This window comes from Massilia sp. CMS3.1, from assembly GCF_051262535.1.
In the GTDB taxonomy this organism is placed as follows: Bacteria; Pseudomonadota; Gammaproteobacteria; order Burkholderiales; family Burkholderiaceae_D; genus Telluria.
This window is the reverse complement of sequence record NZ_JBIMES010000011.1, coordinates 70616-94561: the sequence shown is the minus strand read 5'-3', so window position 1 is coordinate 94561 and position 23946 is coordinate 70616. Positions and strand designations below refer to the sequence as shown.

The following is a 23946-nucleotide window of genomic DNA, read 5'->3' as shown; positions in this document are numbered from 1 at the left end:
ATTTTACGTCTAGGGTATGATGTCGAAATCTATTCAGATTAGTTGGGAAGCACACGGGTTCCAGACCTCATCTGTCACCGACGTAACGCATGGTGACGTCGCCAACCAGAACCATGTCGGTGTTGCCTAGATACGATGACGTAATGCTGCCGAAGAAATTATCATGAAGGGATATTTGAACCCCGACACGAACAACCTCCGGGACGTTTGCCCCGCATGCGCTTGTATTGCACTGGACATCAATCAGAATGCCCTCTGTGAATGGAAGTATTTCCTGGAGCTCCTCTTGTGCAATCCATCGAGCGATCGCCGCAACCCGTGCCTCATTGAATCCACCCCCGGGCGTCCTCATCTCTGCTTGAGTGGCGGTCGATAAAAACCGAGTAGCATCGTGCGCGGCCTTTTGTCCAACGCTGTAAAACCAAAAGAGGCGCGCTAAAAAAAAGGGCACTACTAACACTAAGATAAACAACGGCAAGATAATTGCCATCTCAACAGCAACGCTTCCGTTTGCCGCCCTGCGGAACAGTCTGGGTCGCCTATACATCGCCGCCCTTTCCAGTATGGTAAGTTCAGGTCGATATTAGACGCTGAATTCAATTACGATTTGACATATAGCAATTGCGCCAGCGCATATTTCAATGAGCAACACGCGCGCTGGTCGGGGGTATCCATGTCGGTTACTGACAAGGGTCGGGGGAAACCTCGTCGATCGGGACGGCCCCCGCCAGCCGTCAGGTTTTCTTCCTGCGGCCGATGCCGCTCGCTGCCATCCGGTTCAGGCGGGCATGGCCCGGCACCGCGCCCGACGGTTGAGCGAGCACGAGCGCCAGGTCGATTGTCAGCCGGTGCAGCGACAGCAGGTCGCTCGCGGCCGCCAGTGCTGCCCGGCCGAGCGCGGCATCGCCCGCTTCGACCTGGGTTTCGATGCGGTGCAGGGAAGCGAGCAGCAGCGCATTCTCGGCGAGGCGCCCATGCAGGCCGTCGAAAGCGAGCGTGTCCATCACCGTTTCCTCATGCGCGAGATCTGCCTCGATCGCTCCCACGACCGCCAGGAATGCGGCACAGAATTGGTCGTCGGGCAGGGTCGCATGCCGGTGGATGCGCACGAACAGCAGCTTGCGCGCGTGGCGCAGGGCGGCGGCAGCCGTATGGTGGGGGGAGGGGAGCGTGGCCATCGGAAACGGCTCGGGCGTTGTAATCCGGCCAGTGTGCATCCGCTACCGGTACGATCTTTGCGCTAGCTCAATGCGACGTGCGAGGTGGGTCGCATCAGTGGCCGGCCGTGCCAGGATGGCTGTCGTTCCAGCCAGGATCGCTTCTTATCGCCAGTCAAAGTAGCGCGAGCAACGCGATGGGAGCATAGCTAGTTTCCAGCCGGCAAAGAGAACGTATGGATGAGCTACTACGGTATTTCGAGGAAGAGCTGGGACTGTTCGGCCAGTACGCGCGCGAATTTCGCAGCCGCTTCCCCAAGCCCGCGGGCGACCTGCACATCGCGGGCGAGAATTACGACGATCCAAGCGTTGCCCGGCTGATCCAGTCGGTCGCGCTGCTGAGCGCGCGGATCCACAAGCGGCTCGACGACGACTATCCAAAGTTCACCGAGTCGCTCCTCGAGGGCCTGTACCCGCATTACCTGCGCCCGCTGCCCTCGTATTCGGTAGCCCGGCTCCTTCCGTCCGGTCGCGACACCGCTGATTTCGCCAGCATCGCACGCGGCACCCCGCTGCGCAGCAGCCCGGTGGCAGGCACGGTCTGCCAGTTCCGGACCGTCTATCCGGTGCTGACCGGCCCTTTGCACATCGTCGATGCGGCGTTCTCGGTCCCCATCGCCTCGCCGCGTACGGCGCAGCTGCCGCGCGGCGTCACCGCAGGCCTGTCTTTCGGGCTTCAGATAAAAGGTTCGCTGGCAAATCTCTGCGGGCGCGGACTGGGCCGGGTGCGGGTATTCGTCGATGGCGAGCCCTCGCTGCGCGCGGCGCTGATCGACGCGCTCTTCATGCGCGCGCGCGGCGCCTGGGTCCAGCCCGATGGCAGCGCGGCGTGGGTCCCGCTCGAGACCATACCGCTGCACCTGGCTGGCTTCGGCGCCGACGAGGCGCTGCTGCCGGCACCCTTACGGTCGCATCCGGCGTTCCGGCTGCTCACCGAGTATTTCACGTATCCCGAAAAATTCAACTTCATCGATATCGACCTGCATGCGCTTGCCCGCCAGCTGCCCGCAGGCTGCACGCGCTTTACGCTGCACCTGGGCCTGGCGGGAATGACTGGGGACGCCGACAGCGCGCGCATGCTCGCGCCGCTGTCGGCGCGCCACCTGCTGCTCGGCTGCACGCCCGTGGTCAACCTGTTTCGCAAGGCGGGCGACCCGATTGCGCTGACCCACACGCGGGCCGAGTACACGCTGGCGGCCGACGCCGCCCATGCAGCCGCCTTCGACATCCACAGCATCGACAAGCTAAGCGTCGTGCGCGAAACGCGCGGCACGACGAGCGTTACCGAATTCAGTCCGCTGTACGCGGTGCGCCACGAGGACAAAAGCGCAGGCGGCCATTTCTGGGTGGCGCGCCGCGACGAGACCCTGGCGCGGGTGAGTCCCGGCCACGAGCTCAGGCTGGCGCTGGTCGACCCTGACTTCACGCCGGACGAAGCGGCCAGCGCCACGATCTCCACGGAACTGACCTGCACCAACCGCGACCTTCCTGCGCAGCTGCGCATCGGCCAGCTCGACGGCGACCTGCTGGCCGAATCGGCATCCGGCGCCGCGCCCTTCACGCTGCTGCGCAAACCAAGCCCGAGCTGGCGCGTTGCCAACGGCGACGGCGCCCACTGGCGCCTGATCTCGCACCTGGCGCTCAACTACGCCGGGCTGACCACCGCCGGTTTGCCTGACCTGCAGAAAATGCTCGCCCTGTACGACCTGCCGCGCTCACCGATTGCCCGGCGCCAGATCGCAGGCATCGTCGGTCTCGAGCACGGCACCGTGCGCGCCTGGCTCAGGACGCGTCCGGTCTCCTCGCTGATGCCCGGTGTCGGCATCCGCATGACGGTCGACGAGGAGGCGTTTGCCGGCAGCTCACTGTACGTGTTCGCGCAGGTGATGGACCGCTATTTTGCGCTGAACAGCCAGCTCAACTGTTTCACGCGGCTTGACATCGTGTCGAGCCAGACCGGAGAGGAGATCCTTGCATGCGCCCCACGCACCGCCGAGAAACTGCGAGCGTCATCGAGCGGCTGCTAGCGGCGCCCCACGAGTTCGAGTTCGTGCAGGCGGTCTCCGTCCTGCTGGCATCGCTCATGGCGCAAGGAGCGTCGGCTGACGAGGCCTTGCACCATAACCTGCGTTTCGAAAACAGTCTGCTGCTGGGTTTTCCCGCGTCCGAGATCGAGGCCATCGCGCGGGCGGAAAGGGCGGACGACGCTGCCGCACCCGGCGCCGGCGGCGGCCATCGCTTTACGATCACGCCGACCTTCATGGGACTGCTCGGGGCGCAGGGCACGCTGCCCCGGCACGTCACCGAACGCATCGCAGCCTGGCAAAGCGCACGCGACGACGCGGCGCCACGCGCTTTTCTCGACTTGTTGTCGAACCGCATGCTGGCACTGTTTTACCGCGCCTGGCAAAAAAGCCGGGTCGAGTACATGCCCGGGCAGAAGGGGGACGGCGAGGATCGCTTGCGCCCGCTCCTGCTGGCGCTGTCCGGATGCGCGCCCGGCCAGGCGGGCCACGCGCCGCCCGAGAGCCTGGCCGCGCACTACGCAGGCATGCTGGGCCAGCGCCCTTCCTCGAGCGTGGTGCTCGAGCGCATCGTGTCCGATTTTTTTGGCGTCGCCGTACGGATCGAGGAAGCCGTCGGTCACTGGGATCGCTTGCTGCCCCATGAGCAGGCCCAGCTCGGCATCAATGCCGAGCTGGGCGAAAATGTGCTGCTTGGCGAACGCAGCTGGCGGCCCGACCTGCGCGCGCGCCTGCGCATCGGTCCGCTCGACGCGGCAGGCTTCGCACAGTTCCTGCCCAGTGGCGAAGCGAGCGCCGCGCTGCGCGCCATCCTGCGCAGGTTTGCGGAGCCGACCGTTGGCTTCGAGGTGGAACTCGTCTTGCGTGCGCAGGATGTTCGTCCAATGCAGTTGGCGGGGCCGGCAACCGGACCGGGACTGCTCGGACGCGACAGCTTTCTCATTGGCGGCCCGGCCGGTGCGGACCGTGCCGACATGCGCTACCTGATGCTGCCGATGGCCCCGCTCGGTGCACTGTCTGCGACTGGTTCAATGTAAGGCCGGAGAAGTCGACCGGTCGTCCGGGCGCGCGCCGCCCACCGCACTAACCGCACGATCCGCCAGAACTTGGGCTGAGCCTTCATCTACAATCTGGTCGGGATTGCGCCGGCGGCCGGTTATCCCGTGACGGCGCGCTCGTAGGCCTGAGCGCCTCAGTGCTTGTGCGTCACCGGTTTGCGGACCGGTCAGCATCATCCCATCGTACCCGGCGACGATGCGGTTCTGTTCGCGCCAGGCACGGTCGGGGCTGGCCGGCTGAGGGGCCGGGGCTCCGTACGACAGGGCCGGGCTGTACACGGTGGCGGGCACCGGGATGCTGCCGTCGGCGGCGCTGACGGCAGCGGGAGCTGCGTGGGCGACGCCGGCCAGAAGGCACAGCGCGGCCACGCGGGAAAGCGTGGTGACGAAGGTCATGACATCCTCGAGAAAAGCGTTCGACAAGCCGCGCGCGGGGCGCGGCAAACGGGGGTCAAGCGAGGCGGGGGCGCGGAGGTCGTTCCGGCTGGGCGAGGTGGACCGACGGCAGGCGGCCGGCAGCGCAGGCACTGAGGCACTCGCGGGTGCATGGACGGCCAGTTGCGGCAGGCCGACGGGCAGGACCGCGGTGCCGATGCCGCAAGCCGAACAGGTGCCGCACTTGGCAGCACCGTCTTGCGCCGCTTCCGGCTCCTGGTCCGCGGCCCGCGTTACCGGCGCGGCTTCGTGGCAAGGAGGATGTTGTGCATCCTGCAGCGGCTGCCGGACCTGCATTGCCGCCTGCTTCGCATGCGCGGGCATGCCATGCGCCGGCGCGCACGCGACCATGTCCGCAGCGGCCATGCCCCGATAGGGCATCGCCAGCAGGAGCAGCCAGACGATCAACGAGCGCAGGAGGGTATTCACCAAAATATTCCAGCATGCCGCCTCAGCGATTTGGCACCCGCCGCTGATCAGTGCGCGCCGCGAAACGATCCGGCGGTATTCTCTGACAACGAAGTCAAGGCCGCGTGGCGAAGGGAGCTCAGCTTGGTGTCCCGTCCGGAAAATCCGCTGTTTCAACCCGGCATGGCCGCGCGCGCGCTGGCCGTGTGGCGGTGCACACCATGAGCGTGCGCAACCTCGACAAGCTGTTCGCGCCGCGTTCGGTGGCGCTGATCGGCGCCTCGAACCGCCCCGGCAGCCTGGGCGCGACGCTGCTGCACAACCTGGTGGCAGGCGAGTTTCGCGGCTCCATTTATCCGGTCAGCCCGAAGTACACGGAGCTCGCCGGCCTGGCGGTGGTGGCAAGCGTGGCTGACCTGGCCGTGGCGCCCGACCTGGCCGTCATCTGCACGCCGCCCGCCACACTGCCGGCGATCATCCGCCAGCTCGGCGAGAAGGGCACACGCGCGGCGGTCGTGCTCAGCGCGGGCCTGGCGGATGCGCGCGAGGATCGCAGCAACGGCGGCCGCTCCATGAAGCAGGCGATGCTGGACGCCGCCCATCCTTATTTGCTGCGCATCCTGGGTCCGAACAGTGCGGGGCTGCTGGCGCCCGGCCTCGGCCTGAACGCGAGTGTCGCGCACAGCGGCGCGCTCCCCGGGCGGATCGCTTTCGTCTCGCAATCGGGCGCATTGATGACCGCGGTGCTGGACCGGGCGCGCTCGCGCGGGATCGGCTTTTCGCATTTCATCGCGCTCGGCGACTCGGCCGACGTCGATCTCGGCGACGTGCTCGACTACCTGGCCAGCGATGGCGCGACCAGCTCGATCCTGCTGTATGTCGAACACCTGCGCTACGCGCGCAAGTTCATGTCGGCCGCGCGCGCGGCGGCGCGCAGCAAACCGACCCTGGTGCTGAAAGCCGGGCGCGTGGCCATTGGCATGCGCGCCGCCGCGAGCGAGAGCGGGGCGCTGGCGAGCATGGACGAGGTGTTCGACGCGGCGATCCGGCGCGCCGGCATGCTGCGCGTGTTCACCACCGAGCAGCTGTTCGCCGCGGTCGAGACGCTGGCCCACGCAAAACCGCTGCACGGCGAGCGCCTGGCGATCGTCGCCAACGGCGCCGGGCCCGGCGTGCTGGCCTTCGATGCGCTGGTGTGCGGCGGCGGCAGCGCGGCGGTGCTTGCGCGGGAGACGACCGCGCGCCTGGCGGCGCTGCTGCCGACAGGCGCCACGCCTGCCAATCCCATCAACCTGCAGGGCGACGCCGTACCCGAACGCTATCGCCAGGCGCTGGAGATTCTGCTGCAGGATCCCGGGACCGATGGGGTGCTGGTCGTGCATGCGCCGACCGCCACCGTCGACAGCGCCGACATCGCGCGCGCGATTGCGCCGGTGGCAAAGGGCGCCTCGCGCAACGTGCTCGCCTGCTGGCTGGGGGGCGACTCGGTCGCCGGTGCGCGCGAGATCGCGTCAATCGCCGGCATGCCGACCTTCGACACGCCCGAAGACGCGGTCGCCGGTTTCCTCCAGATCGTGCACTACCGCCAGAACCAGAATCTCTTGATGCAGGTGCCGGCGTCGGTATCGAACATCACGGCGGGCGAGCGCGGCACGGCACGCGCGCTGGTGCGCGAAGCGCTCGCCAGCGGGCGCCATCTGCTGTCCGACCCCGAGACCAAGGCAATCCTGCGCGCCTACGGCATGGACCTGGTCGAAACGCGCGCGGCCGCCAGCGTCGATGAAGCGGTGGCGGCGGCGCGCGGCATTGGTTTTCCGGTGGCGGTCAAGATCCTGTCGCCGGACGTGATGCATAAATCCGATGTCGGTGGCGTGGCGCTCGACCTCGACTCGGAGCAGGCGGTGCGCGCCGCCGCCGGGCGCGTGCGCAAGCGCCTCGGCGAGCTGCGCCCGGATGCGCGCTTCGAAGGCTTTTCGGTGCAGGCGATGGCGCGCCGCCCCGATGGGCATGAACTGATCCTGGGGGTTGCGACCGATCCCGTGTTCGGTCCGGTGATCCTGTTTGGCCAGGGCGGCATCGCGGTGCAGGTGGCGGACGACCATGCCGTGGCGCTTCCGCCGCTGAACGCCGTGCTGGCGCGCGAGATGGTCGAGCGCACCCGCGTTGCGCGCCTGCTGGCCGGCTACCGCAACCGCCCGCCCGCCGACATGGATGCGATCGTCGCCACCCTGGTGCAGGTATCGCGCCTGGTATCGGACATCCCCGAAATCGTCGAGCTCGACATCAACCCGCTGCTGGCCGACGCGAACGGCGCCATCGTGCTCGATGCGCGCATGCGCCTGGCGCTGGCCGACCATTCCGCCAGCACCCTCGACCGGCTGGCGATCCGGCCTTATCCACGCGAGCTGGAAGAGACGATCGATTTCGGCGGCCTGCCACTCCTGCTGCGCCCGGTGCGGCCCGAGGACGGCCCGGCGCACCTGCGTTTTTTCGACGCGCTCACGCCCGACGACGTGCGCTACCGCATGTTCGTGCGCATCCGCGAACTCCAGCCTTCGCAACTAGCGCGTTTCACGCAGATCGACTACGACCGCGAGATGGCCTTCATCGCCACCCGCCCCGGGCCGGACGGCCTGCCGGAGACGCTCGGCGTGGGACGCGTGGTGGCCGACCCGGACAATGTCAGTGCCGAATTCGCGGTGACGGTGCGCTCGGACCTGAAGGGCATGGGGCTGGGCCGGATCCTGATGCAAAAGCTGATCGACTATTGCCGCAGCCGCGGCACGCGCGAGATCGTGGGCGAGGCGCTGCCGCAGAATAACCGGATCATCGGGCTGGTGAAAAAGCTGGGTTTCGAGGTGCTGCGGGCGGACGAGGAGGGTGTGCGCAAGTTCCGCCTGGTGCTGTGATGAAATAATATTTCATCGTGGGGTCGTTCGTGACATATCCTTTCAGCGCCTGAAACGCACGTCTTCGGTCACGACCTTCGCATCGCCCTTCGGTTTTTTCGGCTTCTTCGGTTTCTTGACGACCTCACCGCCGGCATTCGTCTCCGGCACCCGGTGCTCCGCCGCGAAGCCGGGTTCTTCCACGCGGTTCAAGGTTTGACCGGTCAGCTGTTCGATCGCCGCCAACTGCAATACTTCGTCCGCGCACACCAGCGAGACGGCTTCCCCGGAAGCCCCGGCGCGGCCGGTGCGGCCGGTGCGGTGCACGTAATCCTCGGCCACGATCGGCAAGTCAAAGTTCACCACCACCGGCAAGTCGTCGATATCCAGGCCGCGCGCGGCGACGTCGGTGGCGACCAGGATCTTCACTTCGCCGGCCTTGAAGCGCTCGAGTGCGCGCAGGCGTGCCGGCTGCGGCTTGTCGCCGTGGATCGAATCGGCGTCGATGCGTTTCGAATGCAGCAGTTCGACCAGCTCGTCGACCCCGCGCCGCGTCTTCACGAAGGCCAGCACCTGGCCCCAGCCGTGCTGCTTCAAGAGGTGCAGGAACAGTTCGGGTTTACGTTTCTTGTCGACCGTAATCGCCCACTGTTTGATCGCTTTCACCGTCGTGTTGCGCGCCGCGGTCTCGATGCTGACCGGGTCATTCAGGAGCTTGTCGGCGAGCACCCGGATCGGATCGGAAAAGGTGGCCGAGAACAGCAAGGTCTGGCGCGCCTTCGGCAGGGCTGCGAACACCTGGTCGAGTTCGCGCGAAAAGCCAAGGTCGAGCATGCGGTCGGCTTCATCGAGCACCAGCATCTGCACGCCGTTCAGTTTCAAGGCATTCTGGCGCTGCAGGTCGAGCAGGCGGCCGGGCGTGGCCACCAGCAGGTCCAGGCCTTTGCGCAGGCGCATCATCTGCGGATTGATGCTGACGCCGCCGTACGCGACCATGGTGCGCAGCGGCAGGCCGGCGCCATAGGCTTTGAAACTGGCATGCACCTGTTCGGCCAGTTCGCGGGTCGGCACCAGCACCAGGGCGCGCGTCGAATTCGGAGCGATCGGCGTGCCTTCCATGGTCAGGCGCTGCAGGATCGGCAGCGCGAAACCGGCCGTCTTGCCGGTACCGGTCTGGGCCGCGGCCAGAAGATCGCGTCCAGCCAGCACGGCGGGAATCGCCAGCGTCTGGACCGGCGTCGGGGTGCTGTAGGCGAGGGCATCGAGGGTGCGCGTGATCGGAGCGATCAGGCCGAGCGAGGAAAACGACATGTCAACCTTGGGGCAAATGAACAGCCGACAGTTTACCCTGCACCGCGCCGGCAGGTGGACGATTTGTGCGATGCGCATCCGGGCTGTCGCTGTTGTATTCCAGGCGGCAATTTGTAATTATGTGTTGCAACGAACGGACGCTGATATTGCAACTGGTAAAGTCCAGACCACATCACAATGAGAGGACCCAGCATGAAATCCCTGATCCGTACCGTCTTTGTCGGCGCCGCCCTGGTTGCGGCCGCCGCTCCCGCGCTGGCGCAGACCAATGTCAGCATCAACATCGGCCAGCCCGGCTTCTATGGGCGTATCGATATCGGCGGCTTCGCCCCGCCCTCAGTCTATGTCCAGCAACCCGTCATCGTGCGCGAAGTGCGCCATGTCGGTTCCCAGCCGGTCTACCTGCGCGTACCGCCGGGCCACCGCAAGAACTGGTCGCGGCATTGCGCCCGCTATGACGCCTGCGGCCGTCCGGTGATGTTCGTGCGCGACGACTGGTACACCAACACCTATGCGCCGCGCTACCGCGAGCGTCACCACGACGGTTACCGTGCGCAGCGCCAGGAAGTGCGCCACGTCGTCGTCCACCACGACGACCGCCGCGACGATCACGACAAGCACGAGCGCAAGCACGACAAGCACGAGCGCAAACACGACAAGCACGAGCGCAAGCATGACAAGCACGGCAAGGGCCACGGCCGCGGCGATTGATTCACGCACGGTGCGCCGCGCACGTGCATGTCTCTGCCGGTGTACACTTGCCAGGTAGCCAATAACCGGCCCCGGCCGGCGGCGTCATATGCGGAGGGTGGCTTGCAGAGCGAAATCGTGATCGTTGGTGGTGGAGCGGGCGGACTGGAACTGGCCTGCAAACTGGGACGCAAGCTCGGTCCCGCGAAGGTGATGCTGGTCGACATGCGGCTGTATCACATCTGGAAGCCTTCGCTGCACGAGGTGGCGGCCGGCACCCTCGACATCCATCAGGAGGGCCTGTCGTACCAGATGCTGGCCCACGATAACGGTTTCACCTTCGTCTACGGCCCCATGACGGCACTCGACCACGGGGCGCGGCGCATGACTGTCGGCGCCGTGCGCGCGCCAGACGGCGAACAGGTGCTGCACGAACGCAGCATCGATTACGCCTCGCTGGTGATCGCGGTCGGCAGTACTTCCAACTATTTCGGCGTGCCCGGCGCGCGCGAACACACCATTTCCCTGAATGCGACCGAAGACGCCGAGCGCTTCCGCCTGCGCCTCTTGCGCCTGATGGCCATGGCCGAGCAGGCACGCGAAGAGCGCTCCGACGCCGACGCGGCGCTCGACGTCGTCATCATCGGCGGCGGCGCCACCGGCGTCGAGCTGGCGGCCGAGCTGCGTGAAGCGTCCGGCGTGTACGCCACCTACGGTTTTTCTCGCTTGCAGGTCAAGCGCGACTTGCGCATCACGCTGCTGGAGGGAGCGCCGCGCATCCTCGCGCCCTTGCCGGAACGCGTCTCGAACGCGGCGTTGAAGCTGCTCGATGAACGCGGCATCCGCGTCGTTAACAATTGCCGTGTCACGAAGATCGAGGCAGACCGGATCGTCGACAACGACGGCAACGTCTATCCGGCCAGTATGTGCGTCTGGGCGGCCGGCATCCGCGCGCCGGAATTCCTGGGCGCGCTAGGGCTGCCGGTCAACAAGGGTGGCCAGATCGAGGTCGATGCGCAACTGGTGGTCAAGGGCGTGCCCGGCGTGTATGCGCTCGGCGACTGCGCCGCCTGCATCGACGGCTCCGGCAACCCGGTGCCGCCGCGCGCCCAGGCCGCGCACCAGCAGGCGGAGTACCTGCTCAAAACCTTCGTGCGCCGCGCAGCCGGCAAGCCGGTGGATGACAAACCTTACCTGTATCGCGATTATGGGTCACTGGTCTCGCTCGGCAAGACGACCAGCGTCGGCAGTCTGATGGGTTCGCTAAGCGGGGCCAGCTGGTTCGTCGAGGGCATGATGGGGCGCTTGATGTACACCAGTTTGCATCTGATGCATCACCAGGCCGTGCTCGGATCGATGCGCACCGGTGTGCTGGCGGTGGCGCGGTTCCTGATACGCAGGACGACGCCGCTGGTGAAGCTGCATTGATGAGAGGCGGGCGGTCGATTACCCCGCACGCCGCGGCAAAATCATCGTCAGGGCAGTCCCGCCACCCTCAACGCGCCCCAGCGCCACGCTCCCGCCCAGCGCGCGTGCCCGTTCGCGCAGCAGGCGCAGCCCGTGGCAGCGCAGCGACTCGGGCGGCGCTGGACGCGCCAGCCCCACGCCGTCGTCGCGCACGGTCAGCATCAACTGCTCGCCATCGTCGTCGAGGATCACATCGACCGTCTTGGCGCGCGCATGCTGCAGTGCATTGTGCAAGCCTTCCTCGGCGCAGCGCAGCAGTGCCACGCCCTGGGCGCGCGGATAGGCGTCGTCGTCGTCGGGCAGGCTGACGCGGGCCGTGAGGCCATGTTCCTGGCCGAACTCGGCCACCAGCTCGGAGAGCGCCGCCTTAATGCCCAGGAACTCGAGCTTGTCGTTCCACAGCGTGAGCTGCACCAGGCGGTTGGTCTCGATGATGCCGCCCAGCAGGGTCTTCATCTGCTGCGCGCGGTCGAGCGCCTTCGCATCCGTCAGGCCTTTGGAGAGCAAGCCCAGGTGCATGGTCAGCGCGGTCATCGACGAGCCCAGGGTGTCGTGGAGCTTACGCGCAAGCAGGCGCCGCTCGTCGTCCCAGCTGTTCATCAGGTGGGCGACCAGCTCGGTCAGTGCGGCGGTGCGTTCGGCAACCTGCCGTTCCAGTTCCGGGTCGAGGTGCTGCGGGTCCGGTGCGGTCATCGTGGGCTCGGTTGAATGTTTCCCAAATCATACAACAGCTTCGACCAGGAAGTGCGCACACTGGGCCCGCTCCGTGCGCTGCCGAACAGTGCGCCAGAGCGTTTCAGATAATGCTGGAGTCCTGGATATCTTATTAAAACCATAAACACCTCAGGGAGTTCCCATGCCTAAAACCAATGAACCAATCGATGCCATCGAACTGCTGACGCAACAGCACCGCGAAGTCGCGGAGATGTTCGAGCGCTTCGAAAACATGACCGACCGCGCCAAAGTGAGCAAGAAGAAGCTTGCTGACGAGATTTGCAATGCCCTGATCATGCACACCACGATCGAGGAAGAGATCTATTACCCGGCCACGCGCGCAGCGAGCGACGAGACCGAAGACATGATCGACGAGGCCGTTGTCGAACACGCTTCGGCGAAAGACCTGATCGCGCAGATCATGGAAATGGACCCGGGCGACGACCTGTACGACGCCAAGGTGAAGGTGCTGGGCGAGCTGGTAGAGCACCACGTCGAGGAAGAAGAAGAGGAAATGTTCCCGAAGACGCGCGAACTGAAGCTGGACCTAAAAGCACTGGGCCAGGAAATGCAGGCACGCCAGAAGGAAATCGAAGCGTCGCAGTAAGACTCCCAGTCCGGGCTGCCATCGGCGGCTTGTGGGCAGATGGTAAAAACGGCGCCGAGGCGCCGTTTTTGTCGTTCGTAGCTTGAACCGTTCAGCCCGCCGCGGCCGGTAAGTGCGCAAGCTCTCCGAGCGCCTCCAGCAGCTGGGCAATATCCACTGGTTTGACCAGGTGCATGTCGAAACCCGCTTCCAGCACGCGGCGCTGGTCTTCGGCCAGGCCGTAGCCGGTCAGGGCGATCAGGCGCATGGCGCTCGTCGCCGGGTTGGCGCGCAGGCGGCGCGCCACTTCGTAGCCATCGATACCGGGCAGGCCGATGTCGACCAGGGCCACGTTCGGCAGGTGCGCGGTCGCCAGTGCAACGCCGTCCAGGCCGTCGGCCGACTGCAGCACCGGATAGCCATACACGTCGAGCATGGTCGCCATCATTTCGCGGCCATCCTCGTTGTCTTCGATCAGCAGGACCGCTGGTTTGCCCGCCACTGCATCGGCAGGCCTCGCATGTGGCGTGGCCTGGTCCTGGGAGGCTTCGGCGCGCGGCAAGCGGATCGTGAAGGCGCTTCCTTCGCCGGCGCCGCTGCTGGTGGCGCTGACGCTGCCGTCATGCAGCTCGACCAGGCGCCGCACCAGCGACAGCCCGATGCCCAGGCCGCCTTGGGCGCGGTCCAGGCTGATCGAGCCCTGCACGAAGACGTCGAATACGTGCGGCAGCAGATCGGAAGAGATGCCGACACCGGTATCGCGCACCGTCAGCAGCACGTCGTCATTCTCGGCGCCGATCGTGATGTCGATGGTGCCGCCGGCCGGCGTGTATTTCAGCGCGTTGTCTATCAGGTTCGTCGCAATCTGTTCCAGCCGCGTCGGGTCGCCGTCGACCCAGTTCGGCGCCAGGTCGACATTGATGCGGTAGCCGCCGGTGCGGCCGGTGGCGCGGAAGGTGTCGAGGCAGGCGCCGACCAGGCCGGCCATGTCGACCGATTTGCGTGCCAACAGAATCTTGCCCGACATCGCGCGCGACAGGTCGAGCAGGTCGTCGACGATGCGCGACAAGTGCTGGGTCTGGCGCTGGATGATCTGGCGGGCCCTGGAGGCCATCTCGGCGTGCGCGCCCGGCATGTCGATCAGGGCTGCGGCGCTGGAGATGGCCGACAGGGGATTACGCAGTTCGTGGCCGAGCATGGCCAGGAACTCGTCCTTGGCGTGGCTCTTGCGCTCGGCCGCCTGGCGGTCTTCGATCTCGCGCATCAGGCGCTCGTTGGTACCGGTCAGCTCCAGGGTGCGCTGCGACAGCTTTTCCGTCTGGCGCCGCAACTGCTCGTTCTTGTTGGCCAGGGCCACGAACACCGAGACCTTGGCGTGCAGGATCTGCGGGATGACCGGCGTGAACAGGAAATCGGCGGCGCCGCGCTGGTATGCCTTCAAGCGGTCGATCTCGTCGGCCAGGAAAGCGGTGACGAAGATGATCGGAATATCGGCCGAGCGTGCGCGCTGGTGGATTGCCTCGGCCGTCTCGAAGCCGTCCATGCCGGGCATGTTGACGTCCAGTATGATGACGGCAAAGTCGTGCAGCAGCACCTGGCGCAGCGCTTCCTGGCCGGAACGCGCGGCCAGGACCGTATAGCCGGTCTCCTCGGCCCATTGGTCCAGCAAACTGCTCAGGGCCAGCAGGCTTGCCGCATCGTCATTGACGACCAGAATTTTTGGTTTGTCGGTAGTTGGCACGTCGTTCCTGCTGCGTTCGTCGTTAGGGGCCAGGATTCTGCGGGACTGAAAGGATAGCAGAGAGCCTTTGTTTTCCAAAGTAAAGACACAAATCGGGCGCCAGAATAATAGCACGGCAATTTCTGGTGTTTATGGGCAATCGTGCAGCGTGTTGCGTGTTCGCCAGCGCACATACTAATAGGGGCGCGCATGCGATAGTGGAACCGTGTCCAGTGCAACCGTGTCGAAGTTGGCGGACAGGCTGATTACCTAAGAGGACAAACATGAATATCAATACGATTGTAAGCGAGCAGTACCATGGCAAATCGCTGCGAGAACTGGTGGATGCACCGCTGACGGCCCTGTGCGGCATCGGCGAAAAAGAGGCGCAGGCTTTCCAGGACGCCTTCAACGTGAGCACGATTCGCCAGCTGGCCCAGCTCAAGTTCATCACCCATGCGGTCGCCATCGAAATGATGGCCAGCGCCGAGCATCCTTCGAGCTCGGAAACGGCCAGGGAAACCCTGCTCGACGAGGCGGTCGAGATGACCTTCCCGGCCAGCGACCCGATCTCGGTCGATTCGGGCATCACCCGCATCGAAGTCGCTCCTGATAAGGTGGAAGCAGCACGCGACCACCAGAACGCGTCGGCGATCGCCGCGCACAATGAGGCCGCTTGCGGCCAGGCCAACGTCGGCAGCGCGCGCACCGAATCGACCGGTAGCGGCACGGCTTGATCGGTTCGCTTGGCGGGAACGGCGCAGGCACCTGCAGCGAATTCAGGTGCCTGCGCCGTTGTCGTTTGTGGGGTTGATCTTGTCGATCGGGCGGACTCGTCGCGACGGCTGATCCGCTGCTGTACCGCTGCAAACCGTACAGCCTCCGGCCATTCGAATGCAAAAAAGCCCAATCCCGATGTGTCGAGATTGGGCCCTATCTGTCATGCACTGTCCCTCAAACTTACCTGTGCGGCACCAGCTCCGGCGTCGCCTGCTTGGCCGGGGTCTTGACGATCGCCGCCTTCGGCGCGCTGCCGGTAGAGCAGAAGCGGTTCTTGCCGGCGCGCTTGGCTTCGTACAAGGCGTAGTCGGCGATGCTGATCAGGGCGTCGACCGATTCGGCGTCGTCCGGATAGATGCTAATGCCGATCGAGGTCGACAGGCGCAGCGTCAGGTCGTTGATGAAGAAAGGCTCGCACAGCGCTTCGACCAGCTTGGCGGCCGGACCCTGGGCGTCTGCCAGACTGTGGATGTCGCCCAGCACGACCATGAATTCATCGCCACCCAGGCGCGCGACCGTGTCTTCCTTGCGCGAGGACGACAGCAGGCGCTGCGACACCATTTTCAGGATCTCGTCGCCGTAGGCATGGCCGTAGGTGTCGTTGATCGCCTTGAAGCCGTCGAGATCGAGGTACATGATCGCCGCCTTCGCATGGCTGCGGTTGGCGTGCTGCAGGGCGGTCTCGATGCGGTCTTCCAGCAGGCGCCGGTTCGGCAGGCCGGTGAGGGCGTCGTGCAAGGCCAGTTCCTGCTGGGCGCGGCTGTACTGGGCCAGCTCTTTATAGAGCAGGCGCACTTCAAGCATATTGTGGATGCGCTTGTGCACTTCCAGCAGGTCGAACGGTTTGCTGATGAAATCGCGCGCGCCCGCTTCCAGGGCTGCAATCTTGAAACTCGGCTGGGCGGTGAGGGCCAGCACCGGCAGGTAGCCGCCTTTTTCGATTTCCTTCAGGCTTTTCATGACCTGGAAACCGTTCAGGCCCGGCATTTGCAGGTCGAGCAAGATGAGATCGTAGTTGTGCTCGCGATGCAGCGGGCAGACCTGCTCCGGCTCCATGGTCGAGCTGACGTTAACGTAGCCCTCTTCGCGCAATATCTCTTCCATCAATTCGATATTGTCCGGCGAATCGTCCACGACCAGGATCTTGGCATTCAGAATTTCTTGTCTGCTCGGCATGCTTGTTCTCTTCGAAATAGGTACTTGAAGGAAACTAGTTTCACTTCAGAAATCCAACTTTCCCACCTCAACTAGTCTACCAAACCTGGAAGAATTTCTTGTAGGACAGCGCCGCGTCCGCTGGTAGGAACTTCATTATCGTTTTCGCGCCGCCGATGGACGGACCAGCGACCCCACCACGTCGACCAATTCGTTCGGCTCGACCGGCTTGGAAATATGCGAACTGAAGCCCGCTTCGAGTGCCCGCAAGCGGTCTTCCGAACGGGCGAACGCGGTCAGCGCCACTGCCGGCAGCAGGCCGCCGCGGTCGCGCGGCAGGGCCCGTATCCACGACAATAACTCAAACCCATCGACTTCGGGCATGCCGAGGTCGCTGATCAGGAGGTCGGGCATGTCTGCCTGCAGGGCCGTGAAGGCATCGCGCGCGCTGGCCGCGATGCGGACCTTCGCATGGCAGTCGGTCAGGATGCGCAGGATCAATTCGCGCGCGTCGCGGTCGTCGTCGACCACCAGCACCGACACGCCCGTCAAGTCGCGCAAGGTGAGATCAGGCGCGGCCGGCGGCGGGCTGCCCAGGATCATGCTGCTGCGGCGCTCGGCGCGGGTCATTCCCTTGGCCAGCGGCAGTTCGAACGAGAAGCTTGCGCCGCGCCCTTCGCCCGGGCTCTCGGCGCGCACCGTGCCGCCATGCTGCTCGATCAGGTGCTTGACGATCGCCAGGCCCAGGCCCAGGCCGCCGTGGCGGCGCGTCATTGAGGCGTCGGCCTGGCGGAAGCGTTCGAAGACATGGGTGATGAATTCCGGAGCGATGCCGGCGCCGGTGTCGCGCACCGTGACCACGACCGAGCCGTCGAGCGCTTCGAGTTCGACCGTGACCACGCCGTCGCGCGGGGTGAACTTGATCGCGTTCGAGAGCAGGTTCCACACCACTTGCTGCAAGCGCGCCGCGTCTCCCGCGACCATGCCGGGATTCTGTTGGTAGCGTTTCTCGATGCGGATGTTCTTGGCGTCGGCCGCGGGGCGAACGGTCTCGATGGCGGCGTCGAGGAAGCCGTGCGGGTTCAGCGTCTGCATGTCGAGCAGCACCTTGCCCGAGGTGATGCGGCTCATGTCGAGCAGGTCTTCGATCAGCTGGGCCTGGGCGCGCGCGTTGCGCTCGATCGTCTGCAGGCCGCGTTGCAGGTCGGCCTCGTCCTTGCCGCCGCGGCGCAGTACCTGGGCCCAGCCGAGGATGGCCGAGAGCGGCGTGCGCAGTTCGTGCGAGAGCGTGGCGAGGAACTCGTCCTTCATCTGGCTCGAGCGCTCAGCCTCGGCACGCGCCTCGCGTTCGCTCTCGAGCAGGACCTTGCGCTCTTCGGCGGCCTGCTGGGCCGCTTCGTACAGGCGCGTATTGTCGAGCGCAACCGCGGCCTGGGCGGCAATCCCGCGCACGATGCGCTCGGTGCGTTCGGTGAAGATGCCCGGCTCCGGGTGGCCGAAGAGCATGGTACCCAGCACTTCGCCGGAGCCCGCCATGACCGGCACGGCGAGATAGCTGCGCACCGTCGGCTGGCCCGACAGCAGGCTGAACTTGATGGGGCTCTGGCCGTAGCGCGCGTCGCACGTGATGTCGTCGGAACGGATCACGCCGGCGCCGCGAAAGCTTGGTCCGAACAGGGTGCTCGCATGCGGTTCGCCGAAGCTCTGGAAGTCGTTGGCGGTGCCGCCCGACAGTGTATACAGCGAGAAGGTCGGCCCTTCGTTTTCCTTGCCGTGGTAGAAGAAGGCGGCGAAACGCGCGGCGGCCACGCCGCTGGCGGCGTCGGTCGCCACTTGCAGCAGCGAGCGCAGGTCGCGTGCGGAGGCCAGTGCGCCGCCGGTGCTGTTGAGCAGTTCGAGCACCTTCGATTCTTCGCGCAGTGCTTGCTCCACACGCTTGACCTGGTCGACGTCGGTATTCGTGCCGAACCAGCGCACGACCTGGCCGCTGCGGTCGCGCACCGCGTTCACGCGCGTCAGGAACCAGCGGTAGTGACCATCGGCGCCGCGGATCGGGTATTCCATCTCGAACGGCGCGCCGCTCCCGATCGATGCGCGCCATTGTTCCAGCATGGCGGGCAGGGCGTCCGGTTCGACCGTGTCTTGCCAGCCCCAGCCAGTCGCGCCGTCGGGTGTGGTGCCGGTGTAGTCGTACCAGCGTTCGTTGAACCAGACGATCGCGCCGTCGGCCTGGGCCATCCAGGCCAGTTGCGGGATCGTGTTGGCCAGCGCGCGCAGCACTTCTTCGCTCTGGCGCAGGCTGTCCTCGGCGCTCTTGCGCAGGGAAATGTCCTGCACCACGCCGGTCATGCCGGTGACCTTATCAAGCAGGGCGGGGTCGGCGTAGTCGGCGCGGCCCACCAGGGCAATCCAGCGCACCTGGCCGCCATCCGGCAGCAGGCGGCATTCAAGGTTCAGGTCGGCGTGCGTTGCAAAGGCATGCAGCACTTCGCGGCGCACGGTCTCGCGGTCCGGTTCGTCCAGGCGCGCGCGCAGCGCGGCCCAGGCATGGGCCACTTCCGGGTTGAGGCCGAGAATGTCGGCGGCACGCTCGCCCAGGCTGACGCGGTCGCTGGCGGCATCCCAGCGCCAGTCGCCCAGGCGGCCGGCGGCCAGGGCCACCTGCAGCCGGCTGTTGCCGTCCATCAGGGCTTGCTGGTCGGCGCGGCGCCGCGTGATGTCGTGGAAATACAGGGTCAGGCCGTCCGGCGACGGATACATGCGCGCCTCGAGCCAGACCGCGAGGCGCGGATAGAAGAATTCACGGCTGCCGGTCTGGCGCGAGTCCATCGCGCGCTCGATTTCGGTCGCCAGGTTGGTGCCGTCGAGTTCCTGGAACTCGTCCCACAGGCGTTTGCCGACCAGGCCTTCACGCGACTTGTTCAGCGGCGCCAGCAACTGCAGGGCGCGTCCGTTGACATAGGTGATGCGCCAGTCGAAGTCGACCGCGCAAAAGGCATCGGTCAGACTTTCGAGCATGTTTTCGGTACGCTCGTTGGCCTGCCGCAGCGCTTCCCTGGCGGCGCCGAGCTCGGCTTCGGCCTGCTGGCGCGCAGCGAGCACGTTCGTGGCGGTGCGCAATGCTGCCGAACGCATCATTTCCAGGTCGTCGCGGTTTTCGCTCACGCGGCGCTCCCGGGAAACATGGCGCCGCACGCCAGCGCCGCACGGGGGGCGGGAATGCGGGAACGGCAGGGGATCGATTGGGTGGAGATCATGGCAAGACCGGGGCTCTGCAAGACGGGGCGCTCGCCCGCAGGCGCGCTTCCCGGCCATTCTAGCCCGGCCGCTCCGTTTGGTTGCACACGCATGACCCTCACTCAGGCGCCCGCCCGCAGCGCGCCCGTGACCTGCCCGAGCGCGTCCTGCAGCTGATCGAGCTCGTAGGGCTTTTGCAGCGACTGATAGGGGAAGTCGAGATGGCGCAGCAACATGTCGCCATAGCCCGATGCAAAAATCACTTTCAGGTGCGGATAGCGCCCCAGCGACAGGCGCGCCAGGTCGACGCCGGACATGCCGGGAAGGCTGACGTCGGTGAACAGCACGTGATAATGCCGCGCGGCGAGATGCGCCAGTGCGTCGTCCGGATGGGCCACGCCGTCGGCCTCGTACCCAAAGGCCTTGAGCATCTCGCAGACCAGGTATTGGGAATCGAGGTTGTCCTCGACCACCAGGATACTGAGGGTGCCCGGCTCCTCGAGCGCCTGCGGCTGCGCCGCTTCGGCTGCGGCCAGGGCGCACAGCACGCCCTTGGCGCCGCCCTGCGCGCCGACCGGCGTGAAGTACAGGTCGAAGTGCGCCCGCCCGGTCCCGAAATTGACGGCTGCGCCGGCAACGCAGGCCGCTTCGCCGCGCCATGCGTCTGCCAGTGCCGCGTCCGCTGCAGCGAACGGCGGCGGCAGCACGGCCGGTACCGAGCCGCCGGGCACGCGCGAAAATCCCGGCCCGGCAAGGGCGCCATAGGCCTCGTTGCACAGCACGATCGGCTGTTCGCCCCAGGCCAGCAGCATCGGGAGCGGCGTGTTGAACATCAGGTCGGCGGCAACGCGCAGCGGCTGCGGCCACCCCGCGGGATCACCGAGCGCGCTGGCGCTCCAGTCGTAGGAGGAGACAGTGCGGGCGGACTTACCGGAAGCGAGCATGGGAAACGGCCTGTTGTGTATTCAAAAACATGGCCGAATCGTACACTAAATGAATGGTGTTTGTCTGCCCGCTGGAAGTGCAGGCCAGGTGCAGGGGGCCGCCGCGCTTGTCCACGCGTCAAGCCTGCGGCCCGGCTGCGAGGGCGATGCCGGCCTCGTGCGCCAGCGCCGCTATACGCAGCGCGGCCAGGTAACTGTAGTTGCTGCCGAATTCGAACCAGAATTCGATCGTGGGGACGCTTGCATGCCGTATCGAGGTCATTCTCCCGATGCGCCGGGCGGCGGAGGGGAGAATGATAGCAAGCCGGTGCGCCGGCGGCGCAAAAAAAAGCCCGCTGGAGAGCGGGCTGAATCTATTTCCGAGGAGGAGATAGAGGAGACAGGAAGAATTATGCTGAAATGCAATACGAATTGCCAATTCCGATTCCTGATGACAGTTATTGATGCTGCATATGGCTGGTGCATCAACCCACAAGATCTCGCACTCGCTTGGTGCATTGAGGAAAATGTTTTACCATGACATGTCAAAAAACAATTCAGGTCGGGCGCTGTGCATGTCCGTGCTGTCCGAATCGGTCCTGTCGCGCTATCATGCGTTCGGCGCATGTTGTGCGGCAGGCGTGACTTGGCCGAAGAGCCCATGGCCGCATGCCCGTCGGCGTACGATGGGCAGGCCGAGTCTGGCAAACCGGGTGTGCGCCGGGCGTTCTAGCGCATCTGCAACGAGCGCAACCTGCTAATTTAACCCCGGACAATGACCCAACATCGCTTTTACCGCACCCCACAGCCCACTTCCCCCGCGCGCATGCGCCGGCGCGTCGCCGGCTGGTCGCTGGCCTGGGCCGCGGCCGTGTTCGTGGGTGCCGCGCTGCCCCCGGGGCCCGCGTTTGCGCAAAGTGCAAGCAGCGAGACGCTCGAGCGCCGCGTCAAGGCCGCCTTTCTCTACAAGTTCCTCGGTTATGCCGATTTTCCCGCCGCCGCATTCGCCGACAGTGGCTCTCCTGTGACGATCGGCGTGGTCGGGTCCGACGAGATGGCGGCCGAGCTGGCACGCGTGGTCGCCGGGCGCCAGGTGCGCGGGCGCCCGATCATCGTGCGCACGCTGCGCGAAGGCGAGCCGAGCCAGGTTCACCTGCTGTTCGTCGCCGGCAGCGACAGTGCGCGTGCGGCGCGCATCCTGCGCGCGGCCCCGCCGGCCCCGCTGCCGGTCACCGAATGCGAGCTGGGCCTGCAGCACGGCAGCGTCATCAATTTCAGGATTATCGAGGAGCGGGTGCGGTTCGACGTCTCGCTCGACTCGGCAGAGAGGAATAACGTGAAACTCAGTTCGCGCCTGCTTACGGTCGCCAATCGCGTGGTAAAGGGAAACAGCTGATGCACTCTCGCGATACCGGTTCCGTCCGCAGCAAACTGATCAAGATGGCTGTCTTCACCACGCTGGCGGCACTGCTGTCGGCCTCGATCGCCATGCTCCTGCTCGACCTGCGCACCTTCCAGCGCTACTGGGTCGACGACCTGACCACCCAGGCCGACATCATGGCCAACGTCACCGCGCCGGCCTTGGCCTTCAACGACGCCTTGACCGCCCAGCAGCAGCTGTCGGTGCTGCGCGCGCGTCCGCAAATCCTGGCCGGTGCCGTGTACGCGAATACCGGCGCGCGCTTTGCCACCTATGCCAAGGCGGGCACCGATCAGGCGCTGCCGCCGCGCCCGCAGGCGGCCGGCTACCGCATCGAGCGCGGTTCGCTCGAGGTCTGGCACAACATCGTCGAAAACGGCGAGCCGGTGGGCACCGTCTTCCTGCGTTCGCGCTTTGGCCTGCTCGAGCGCCTGCTCAACTACGGTGCCATCCTCGGCGGGGTGATGCTCGGCGCGCTGCTGATCGCGGCGCTGGTCGCTTCGCGCCTGCAGGCGGCCATCACCCGCCCGCTGGAAGCGGTGACGAACGTGGCGCGCCAGGTGATGCAGCAGCGCGACTTCACGCTGCGCGTACCGGGCAATAACAGCGGCGAAATCGGGGTGCTGGTCGAAGCCTTCAACGACATGCTGGCCGAAATCGGCCGCCGCGCCGACGCCTTGCAGACGGCCAACCGCACCCTCGAGCACGAGATGGACGTGCGCCAGAAGGCGGAAGATGCGCTGATCGTGGCCGACCGCCGGAAGGACGAATTCCTGGCCACCCTGGCGCATGAGCTCCGTAATCCGCTGGCGCCGATCCGCACCGGCCTGGACATCCTGCGCATCCGCAGCGGCGATGCCCAGGCCACCCAGCGCGCGACCGACATCATGGAACGCCAGCTGCGCCAGATGGTGCGCCTGGTGGACGATTTACTCGACGTATCGCGCATCAATACCGGCAAGTTCGCCATCAAGATGGGCCGTGTCGAACTCAAAGCCGTGGTCAATGACGCTTTGGAGGTGGTGCGCTCGTATATCGAGCTGCATGGGCACGAACTGGCGATCGATTTGCCGGACCGCCCGGTGTTCCTGCACGGCGACGCCACGCGCCTGGCCCAGATCCTGTCGAACCTGCTCAACAACGCTGCCAAATATACCAACCGCGGCGGGCGTGTCACGCTGGCCGCCCGCGTCGAGGAAAAGACCCTGGTGCTGGACGTGATGGACACCGGCATTGGCCTGGCGCCCGACATGCTCGACTCGGTGTTCGAAATGTTCGTGCAGGTCGATTCGACCCTCGAGCGCACGAATGCCGGCCTGGGCGTGGGCCTGTCGCTGGCGCGCAAACTGGTCGAACTACATGGGGGCACGATCGCCGCCTCGAGCGAAGGCCTGGGACGCGGCAGCCGCTTCACGGTGCGCCTGCCGATCGTGGTCGAGCCGGAACTGCCGACCAAGCCCACCCCGGCGGCCTTCATCAGCACCGAAACCTACCGCATCCTGCTGGCCGACGACAACGTCGACTTCGTCAACAGCATCGGCGCCTTGCTCACCGCTATGGGTCACAGCGTGGTGATTACCCACAACGGCCCGGATGCACTGGCGGCCGCAGCGCGCTTCTGCCCGGACTACGCATTCCTCGACATCGGCCTGCCGCAGATGTCGGGCTACGACCTGGCGCGCGGGATCCGCAAGCTGAGCTCGGGCCCGATGACGGTACTCATCGCGGTCACCGGCTGGGGCCAGGAAAAGGATCGCCAGCTCGCTTTCGAGGCTGGGTTCGACCACCACATGGTCAAGCCGGTGCGCTTCGAGCAGATCGAGGAAATTCTGGGCAACCGCAGCGTCGTCAAGAAGCTGCGGACCTGACGGACTCGCGTGAGAGGAAGGTACGGTGGAAGCGCTTGCGCGCTC

19 protein-coding genes are annotated in these 23946 nt (G+C 65.7%); 9 read left to right on the top strand and 10 right to left on the bottom strand.

Annotated features, from left to right (window positions below; all coding sequences use genetic code 11):
* Positions 1 to 67: 67 nt before the first annotated feature.
* Together ACHAC9_RS17875 and ACHAC9_RS17870 are read right to left on the bottom strand one after the other, a co-directional pair.
* The gene (locus ACHAC9_RS17875) at positions 68 to 547 is read right to left on the bottom strand and encodes a TadE family protein (protein WP_435761828.1); all 480 of its coding nucleotides are present in this window, start codon (positions 545 to 547) and stop codon (positions 68 to 70) included.
* Between the two features lie 187 nt (positions 548 to 734).
* Positions 735 to 1178, bottom strand: a complete 444-nt coding sequence (locus ACHAC9_RS17870; protein WP_435761825.1) for a hypothetical protein — start codon at positions 1176 to 1178, stop codon at positions 735 to 737.
* Positions 1179 to 1393: 215 nt separating this feature from the next.
* On the opposite strand from ACHAC9_RS17870, the gene tssF reads away from it, so the two are divergent.
* Together tssF and tssG are read left to right on the top strand one after the other, a co-directional pair.
* Positions 1394 to 3244 (top strand): type VI secretion system baseplate subunit TssF, encoded by a 1851-nt coding sequence (tssF, locus tag ACHAC9_RS17865; RefSeq protein ID WP_435761822.1) that lies wholly within the window; start codon positions 1394 to 1396, stop codon positions 3242 to 3244.
* Complete coding sequence (gene tssG, locus ACHAC9_RS17860) at positions 3193 to 4278, top strand: type VI secretion system baseplate subunit TssG (protein WP_435761820.1); 1086 nt, start codon at positions 3193 to 3195, stop codon at positions 4276 to 4278. Before tssF ends, tssG begins: the two co-directional genes overlap by 52 nt.
* On the opposite strand, the gene ACHAC9_RS17855 is transcribed toward tssG, so the two are convergent.
* Positions 4270 to 5163, bottom strand: coding sequence for a hypothetical protein (locus ACHAC9_RS17855; protein ID WP_435761817.1), 894 nt, complete (start codon positions 5161 to 5163; stop codon positions 4270 to 4272). The two genes, tssG and ACHAC9_RS17855, sit on opposite strands and share 9 nt — an antisense overlap.
* Positions 5164 to 5363: 200 nt before the next feature.
* On the opposite strand from ACHAC9_RS17855, the gene ACHAC9_RS17850 reads away from it, so the two are divergent.
* Positions 5364 to 8051 (top strand): bifunctional acetate--CoA ligase family protein/GNAT family N-acetyltransferase, encoded by a 2688-nt coding sequence (locus ACHAC9_RS17850; RefSeq protein WP_435761814.1) that lies wholly within the window; start codon positions 5364 to 5366, stop codon positions 8049 to 8051.
* A gap of 42 nt (positions 8052 to 8093) precedes the next feature.
* Here the strand turns inward: ACHAC9_RS17850 and ACHAC9_RS17845 are convergent, their stop codons facing one another.
* A complete protein-coding gene (locus ACHAC9_RS17845) occupies positions 8094 to 9341 on the bottom strand; it encodes a DEAD/DEAH box helicase (RefSeq protein WP_435761812.1) in 1248 nt (415 codons plus the stop codon).
* Positions 9342 to 9533: 192 nt separating this feature from the next.
* On the opposite strand from ACHAC9_RS17845, the gene ACHAC9_RS17840 reads away from it, so the two are divergent.
* A complete protein-coding gene (locus ACHAC9_RS17840) occupies positions 9534 to 10052 on the top strand; it encodes a hypothetical protein (RefSeq protein ID WP_435761810.1) in 519 nt (172 codons plus the stop codon).
* Positions 10053 to 10154: 102 nt separating this feature from the next.
* A complete protein-coding gene (locus tag ACHAC9_RS17835; RefSeq protein ID WP_435761808.1) occupies positions 10155 to 11459 on the top strand; it encodes an NAD(P)/FAD-dependent oxidoreductase in 1305 nt (434 codons plus the stop codon).
* 18 nt (positions 11460 to 11477) lie between these two features.
* Here the strand turns inward: ACHAC9_RS17835 and ACHAC9_RS17830 are convergent, their stop codons facing one another.
* Entirely contained in the window at positions 11478 to 12191 is a 714-nt protein-coding gene (locus ACHAC9_RS17830) for a sensor histidine kinase (protein ID WP_435761806.1), read from the bottom strand.
* A 163-nt stretch (positions 12192 to 12354) separates the two neighbouring features.
* Here ACHAC9_RS17830 and ACHAC9_RS17825 point away from each other — a divergent pair, with 163 nt between their 5' ends.
* Positions 12355 to 12819 (top strand): hemerythrin domain-containing protein, encoded by a 465-nt coding sequence (locus ACHAC9_RS17825; protein WP_435761804.1) that lies wholly within the window; start codon positions 12355 to 12357, stop codon positions 12817 to 12819.
* A gap of 91 nt (positions 12820 to 12910) precedes the next feature.
* Here the strand turns inward: ACHAC9_RS17825 and ACHAC9_RS17820 are convergent, their stop codons facing one another.
* Positions 12911 to 14539 (bottom strand): ATP-binding response regulator, encoded by a 1629-nt coding sequence (locus ACHAC9_RS17820; RefSeq protein ID WP_435761802.1) that lies wholly within the window; start codon positions 14537 to 14539, stop codon positions 12911 to 12913.
* Between the two features lie 263 nt (positions 14540 to 14802).
* Here ACHAC9_RS17820 and ACHAC9_RS17815 point away from each other — a divergent pair, with 263 nt between their 5' ends.
* Positions 14803 to 15255, top strand: a complete 453-nt coding sequence (locus tag ACHAC9_RS17815) for a hypothetical protein (RefSeq protein ID WP_435761800.1) — start codon at positions 14803 to 14805, stop codon at positions 15253 to 15255.
* Between the two features lie 223 nt (positions 15256 to 15478).
* Here ACHAC9_RS17815 and ACHAC9_RS17810 read toward each other — a convergent pair whose 3' ends face one another.
* The 4 genes from ACHAC9_RS17810 to ACHAC9_RS17795 all read right to left on the bottom strand — a co-directional run bounded on the left by ACHAC9_RS17810 (position 15479) and on the right by ACHAC9_RS17795 (position 20896).
* Entirely contained in the window at positions 15479 to 16474 is a 996-nt protein-coding gene (locus ACHAC9_RS17810) for a diguanylate cyclase domain-containing protein (protein WP_435761798.1), read from the bottom strand.
* A gap of 135 nt (positions 16475 to 16609) precedes the next feature.
* Positions 16610 to 19618, bottom strand: coding sequence for an ATP-binding protein (locus ACHAC9_RS17805; RefSeq protein ID WP_435761796.1), 3009 nt, complete (start codon positions 19616 to 19618; stop codon positions 16610 to 16612).
* Between the two features lie 194 nt (positions 19619 to 19812).
* Positions 19813 to 20634 (bottom strand): response regulator, encoded by an 822-nt coding sequence (locus ACHAC9_RS17800; protein WP_435761794.1) that lies wholly within the window; start codon positions 20632 to 20634, stop codon positions 19813 to 19815.
* A 118-nt stretch (positions 20635 to 20752) separates the two neighbouring features.
* On the bottom strand, positions 20753 to 20896 hold the full coding sequence (locus tag ACHAC9_RS17795; RefSeq protein WP_435761793.1) for a hypothetical protein: 144 nt from the start codon (positions 20894 to 20896) through the stop codon (positions 20753 to 20755).
* Positions 20897 to 21388: 492 nt separating this feature from the next.
* Between ACHAC9_RS17795 and ACHAC9_RS17790 the strand changes: the two genes are divergently transcribed.
* On the top strand, positions 21389 to 22009 hold the full coding sequence (locus ACHAC9_RS17790) for a YfiR family protein (protein WP_435761791.1): 621 nt from the start codon (positions 21389 to 21391) through the stop codon (positions 22007 to 22009).
* On the top strand, positions 22009 to 23901 hold the full coding sequence (locus ACHAC9_RS17785; RefSeq protein ID WP_435761789.1) for a hybrid sensor histidine kinase/response regulator: 1893 nt from the start codon (positions 22009 to 22011) through the stop codon (positions 23899 to 23901). Before ACHAC9_RS17790 ends, ACHAC9_RS17785 begins: the two co-directional genes overlap by 1 nt.
* Positions 23902 to 23946 lie beyond the last annotated feature (45 nt).

What these genes read in the sequence shown, in the direction of transcription:
- ACHAC9_RS17870 (WP_435761825.1), bottom strand. Translation starts at nt 1,178, where the DNA reads ATGGCCACGCTCCCCTCCCCCCACCATACGGCTGCCGCCGCCCTGCGC.
- ACHAC9_RS17845 (WP_435761812.1), bottom strand. Translation starts at nt 9,341, where the DNA reads ATGTCGTTTTCCTCGCTCGGCCTGATCGCTCCGATCACGCGCACCCTC.
- ACHAC9_RS17850 (WP_435761814.1), top strand. Translation starts at nt 5,364, where the DNA reads ATGAGCGTGCGCAACCTCGACAAGCTGTTCGCGCCGCGTTCGGTGGCG.
- ACHAC9_RS17815 (WP_435761800.1), top strand. Translation starts at nt 14,803, where the DNA reads ATGAATATCAATACGATTGTAAGCGAGCAGTACCATGGCAAATCGCTG.
- ACHAC9_RS17790 (WP_435761791.1), top strand. Translation starts at nt 21,389, where the DNA reads ATGACCCAACATCGCTTTTACCGCACCCCACAGCCCACTTCCCCCGCG.
- ACHAC9_RS17810 (WP_435761798.1), bottom strand. Translation starts at nt 16,474, where the DNA reads ATGCCGAGCAGACAAGAAATTCTGAATGCCAAGATCCTGGTCGTGGAC.
- tssF (WP_435761822.1), top strand. Translation starts at nt 1,394, where the DNA reads ATGGATGAGCTACTACGGTATTTCGAGGAAGAGCTGGGACTGTTCGGC.
- ACHAC9_RS17875 (WP_435761828.1), bottom strand. Translation starts at nt 547, where the DNA reads ATGTATAGGCGACCCAGACTGTTCCGCAGGGCGGCAAACGGAAGCGTT.
- ACHAC9_RS17795 (WP_435761793.1), bottom strand. Translation starts at nt 20,896, where the DNA reads ATGACCTCGATACGGCATGCAAGCGTCCCCACGATCGAATTCTGGTTC.
- ACHAC9_RS17825 (WP_435761804.1), top strand. Translation starts at nt 12,355, where the DNA reads ATGCCTAAAACCAATGAACCAATCGATGCCATCGAACTGCTGACGCAA.
- tssG (WP_435761820.1), top strand. Translation starts at nt 3,193, where the DNA reads ATGCGCCCCACGCACCGCCGAGAAACTGCGAGCGTCATCGAGCGGCTG.
- ACHAC9_RS17785 (WP_435761789.1), top strand. Translation starts at nt 22,009, where the DNA reads ATGCACTCTCGCGATACCGGTTCCGTCCGCAGCAAACTGATCAAGATG.
- ACHAC9_RS17830 (WP_435761806.1), bottom strand. Translation starts at nt 12,191, where the DNA reads ATGACCGCACCGGACCCGCAGCACCTCGACCCGGAACTGGAACGGCAG.
- ACHAC9_RS17840 (WP_435761810.1), top strand. Translation starts at nt 9,534, where the DNA reads ATGAAATCCCTGATCCGTACCGTCTTTGTCGGCGCCGCCCTGGTTGCG.
- ACHAC9_RS17800 (WP_435761794.1), bottom strand. Translation starts at nt 20,634, where the DNA reads ATGCTCGCTTCCGGTAAGTCCGCCCGCACTGTCTCCTCCTACGACTGG.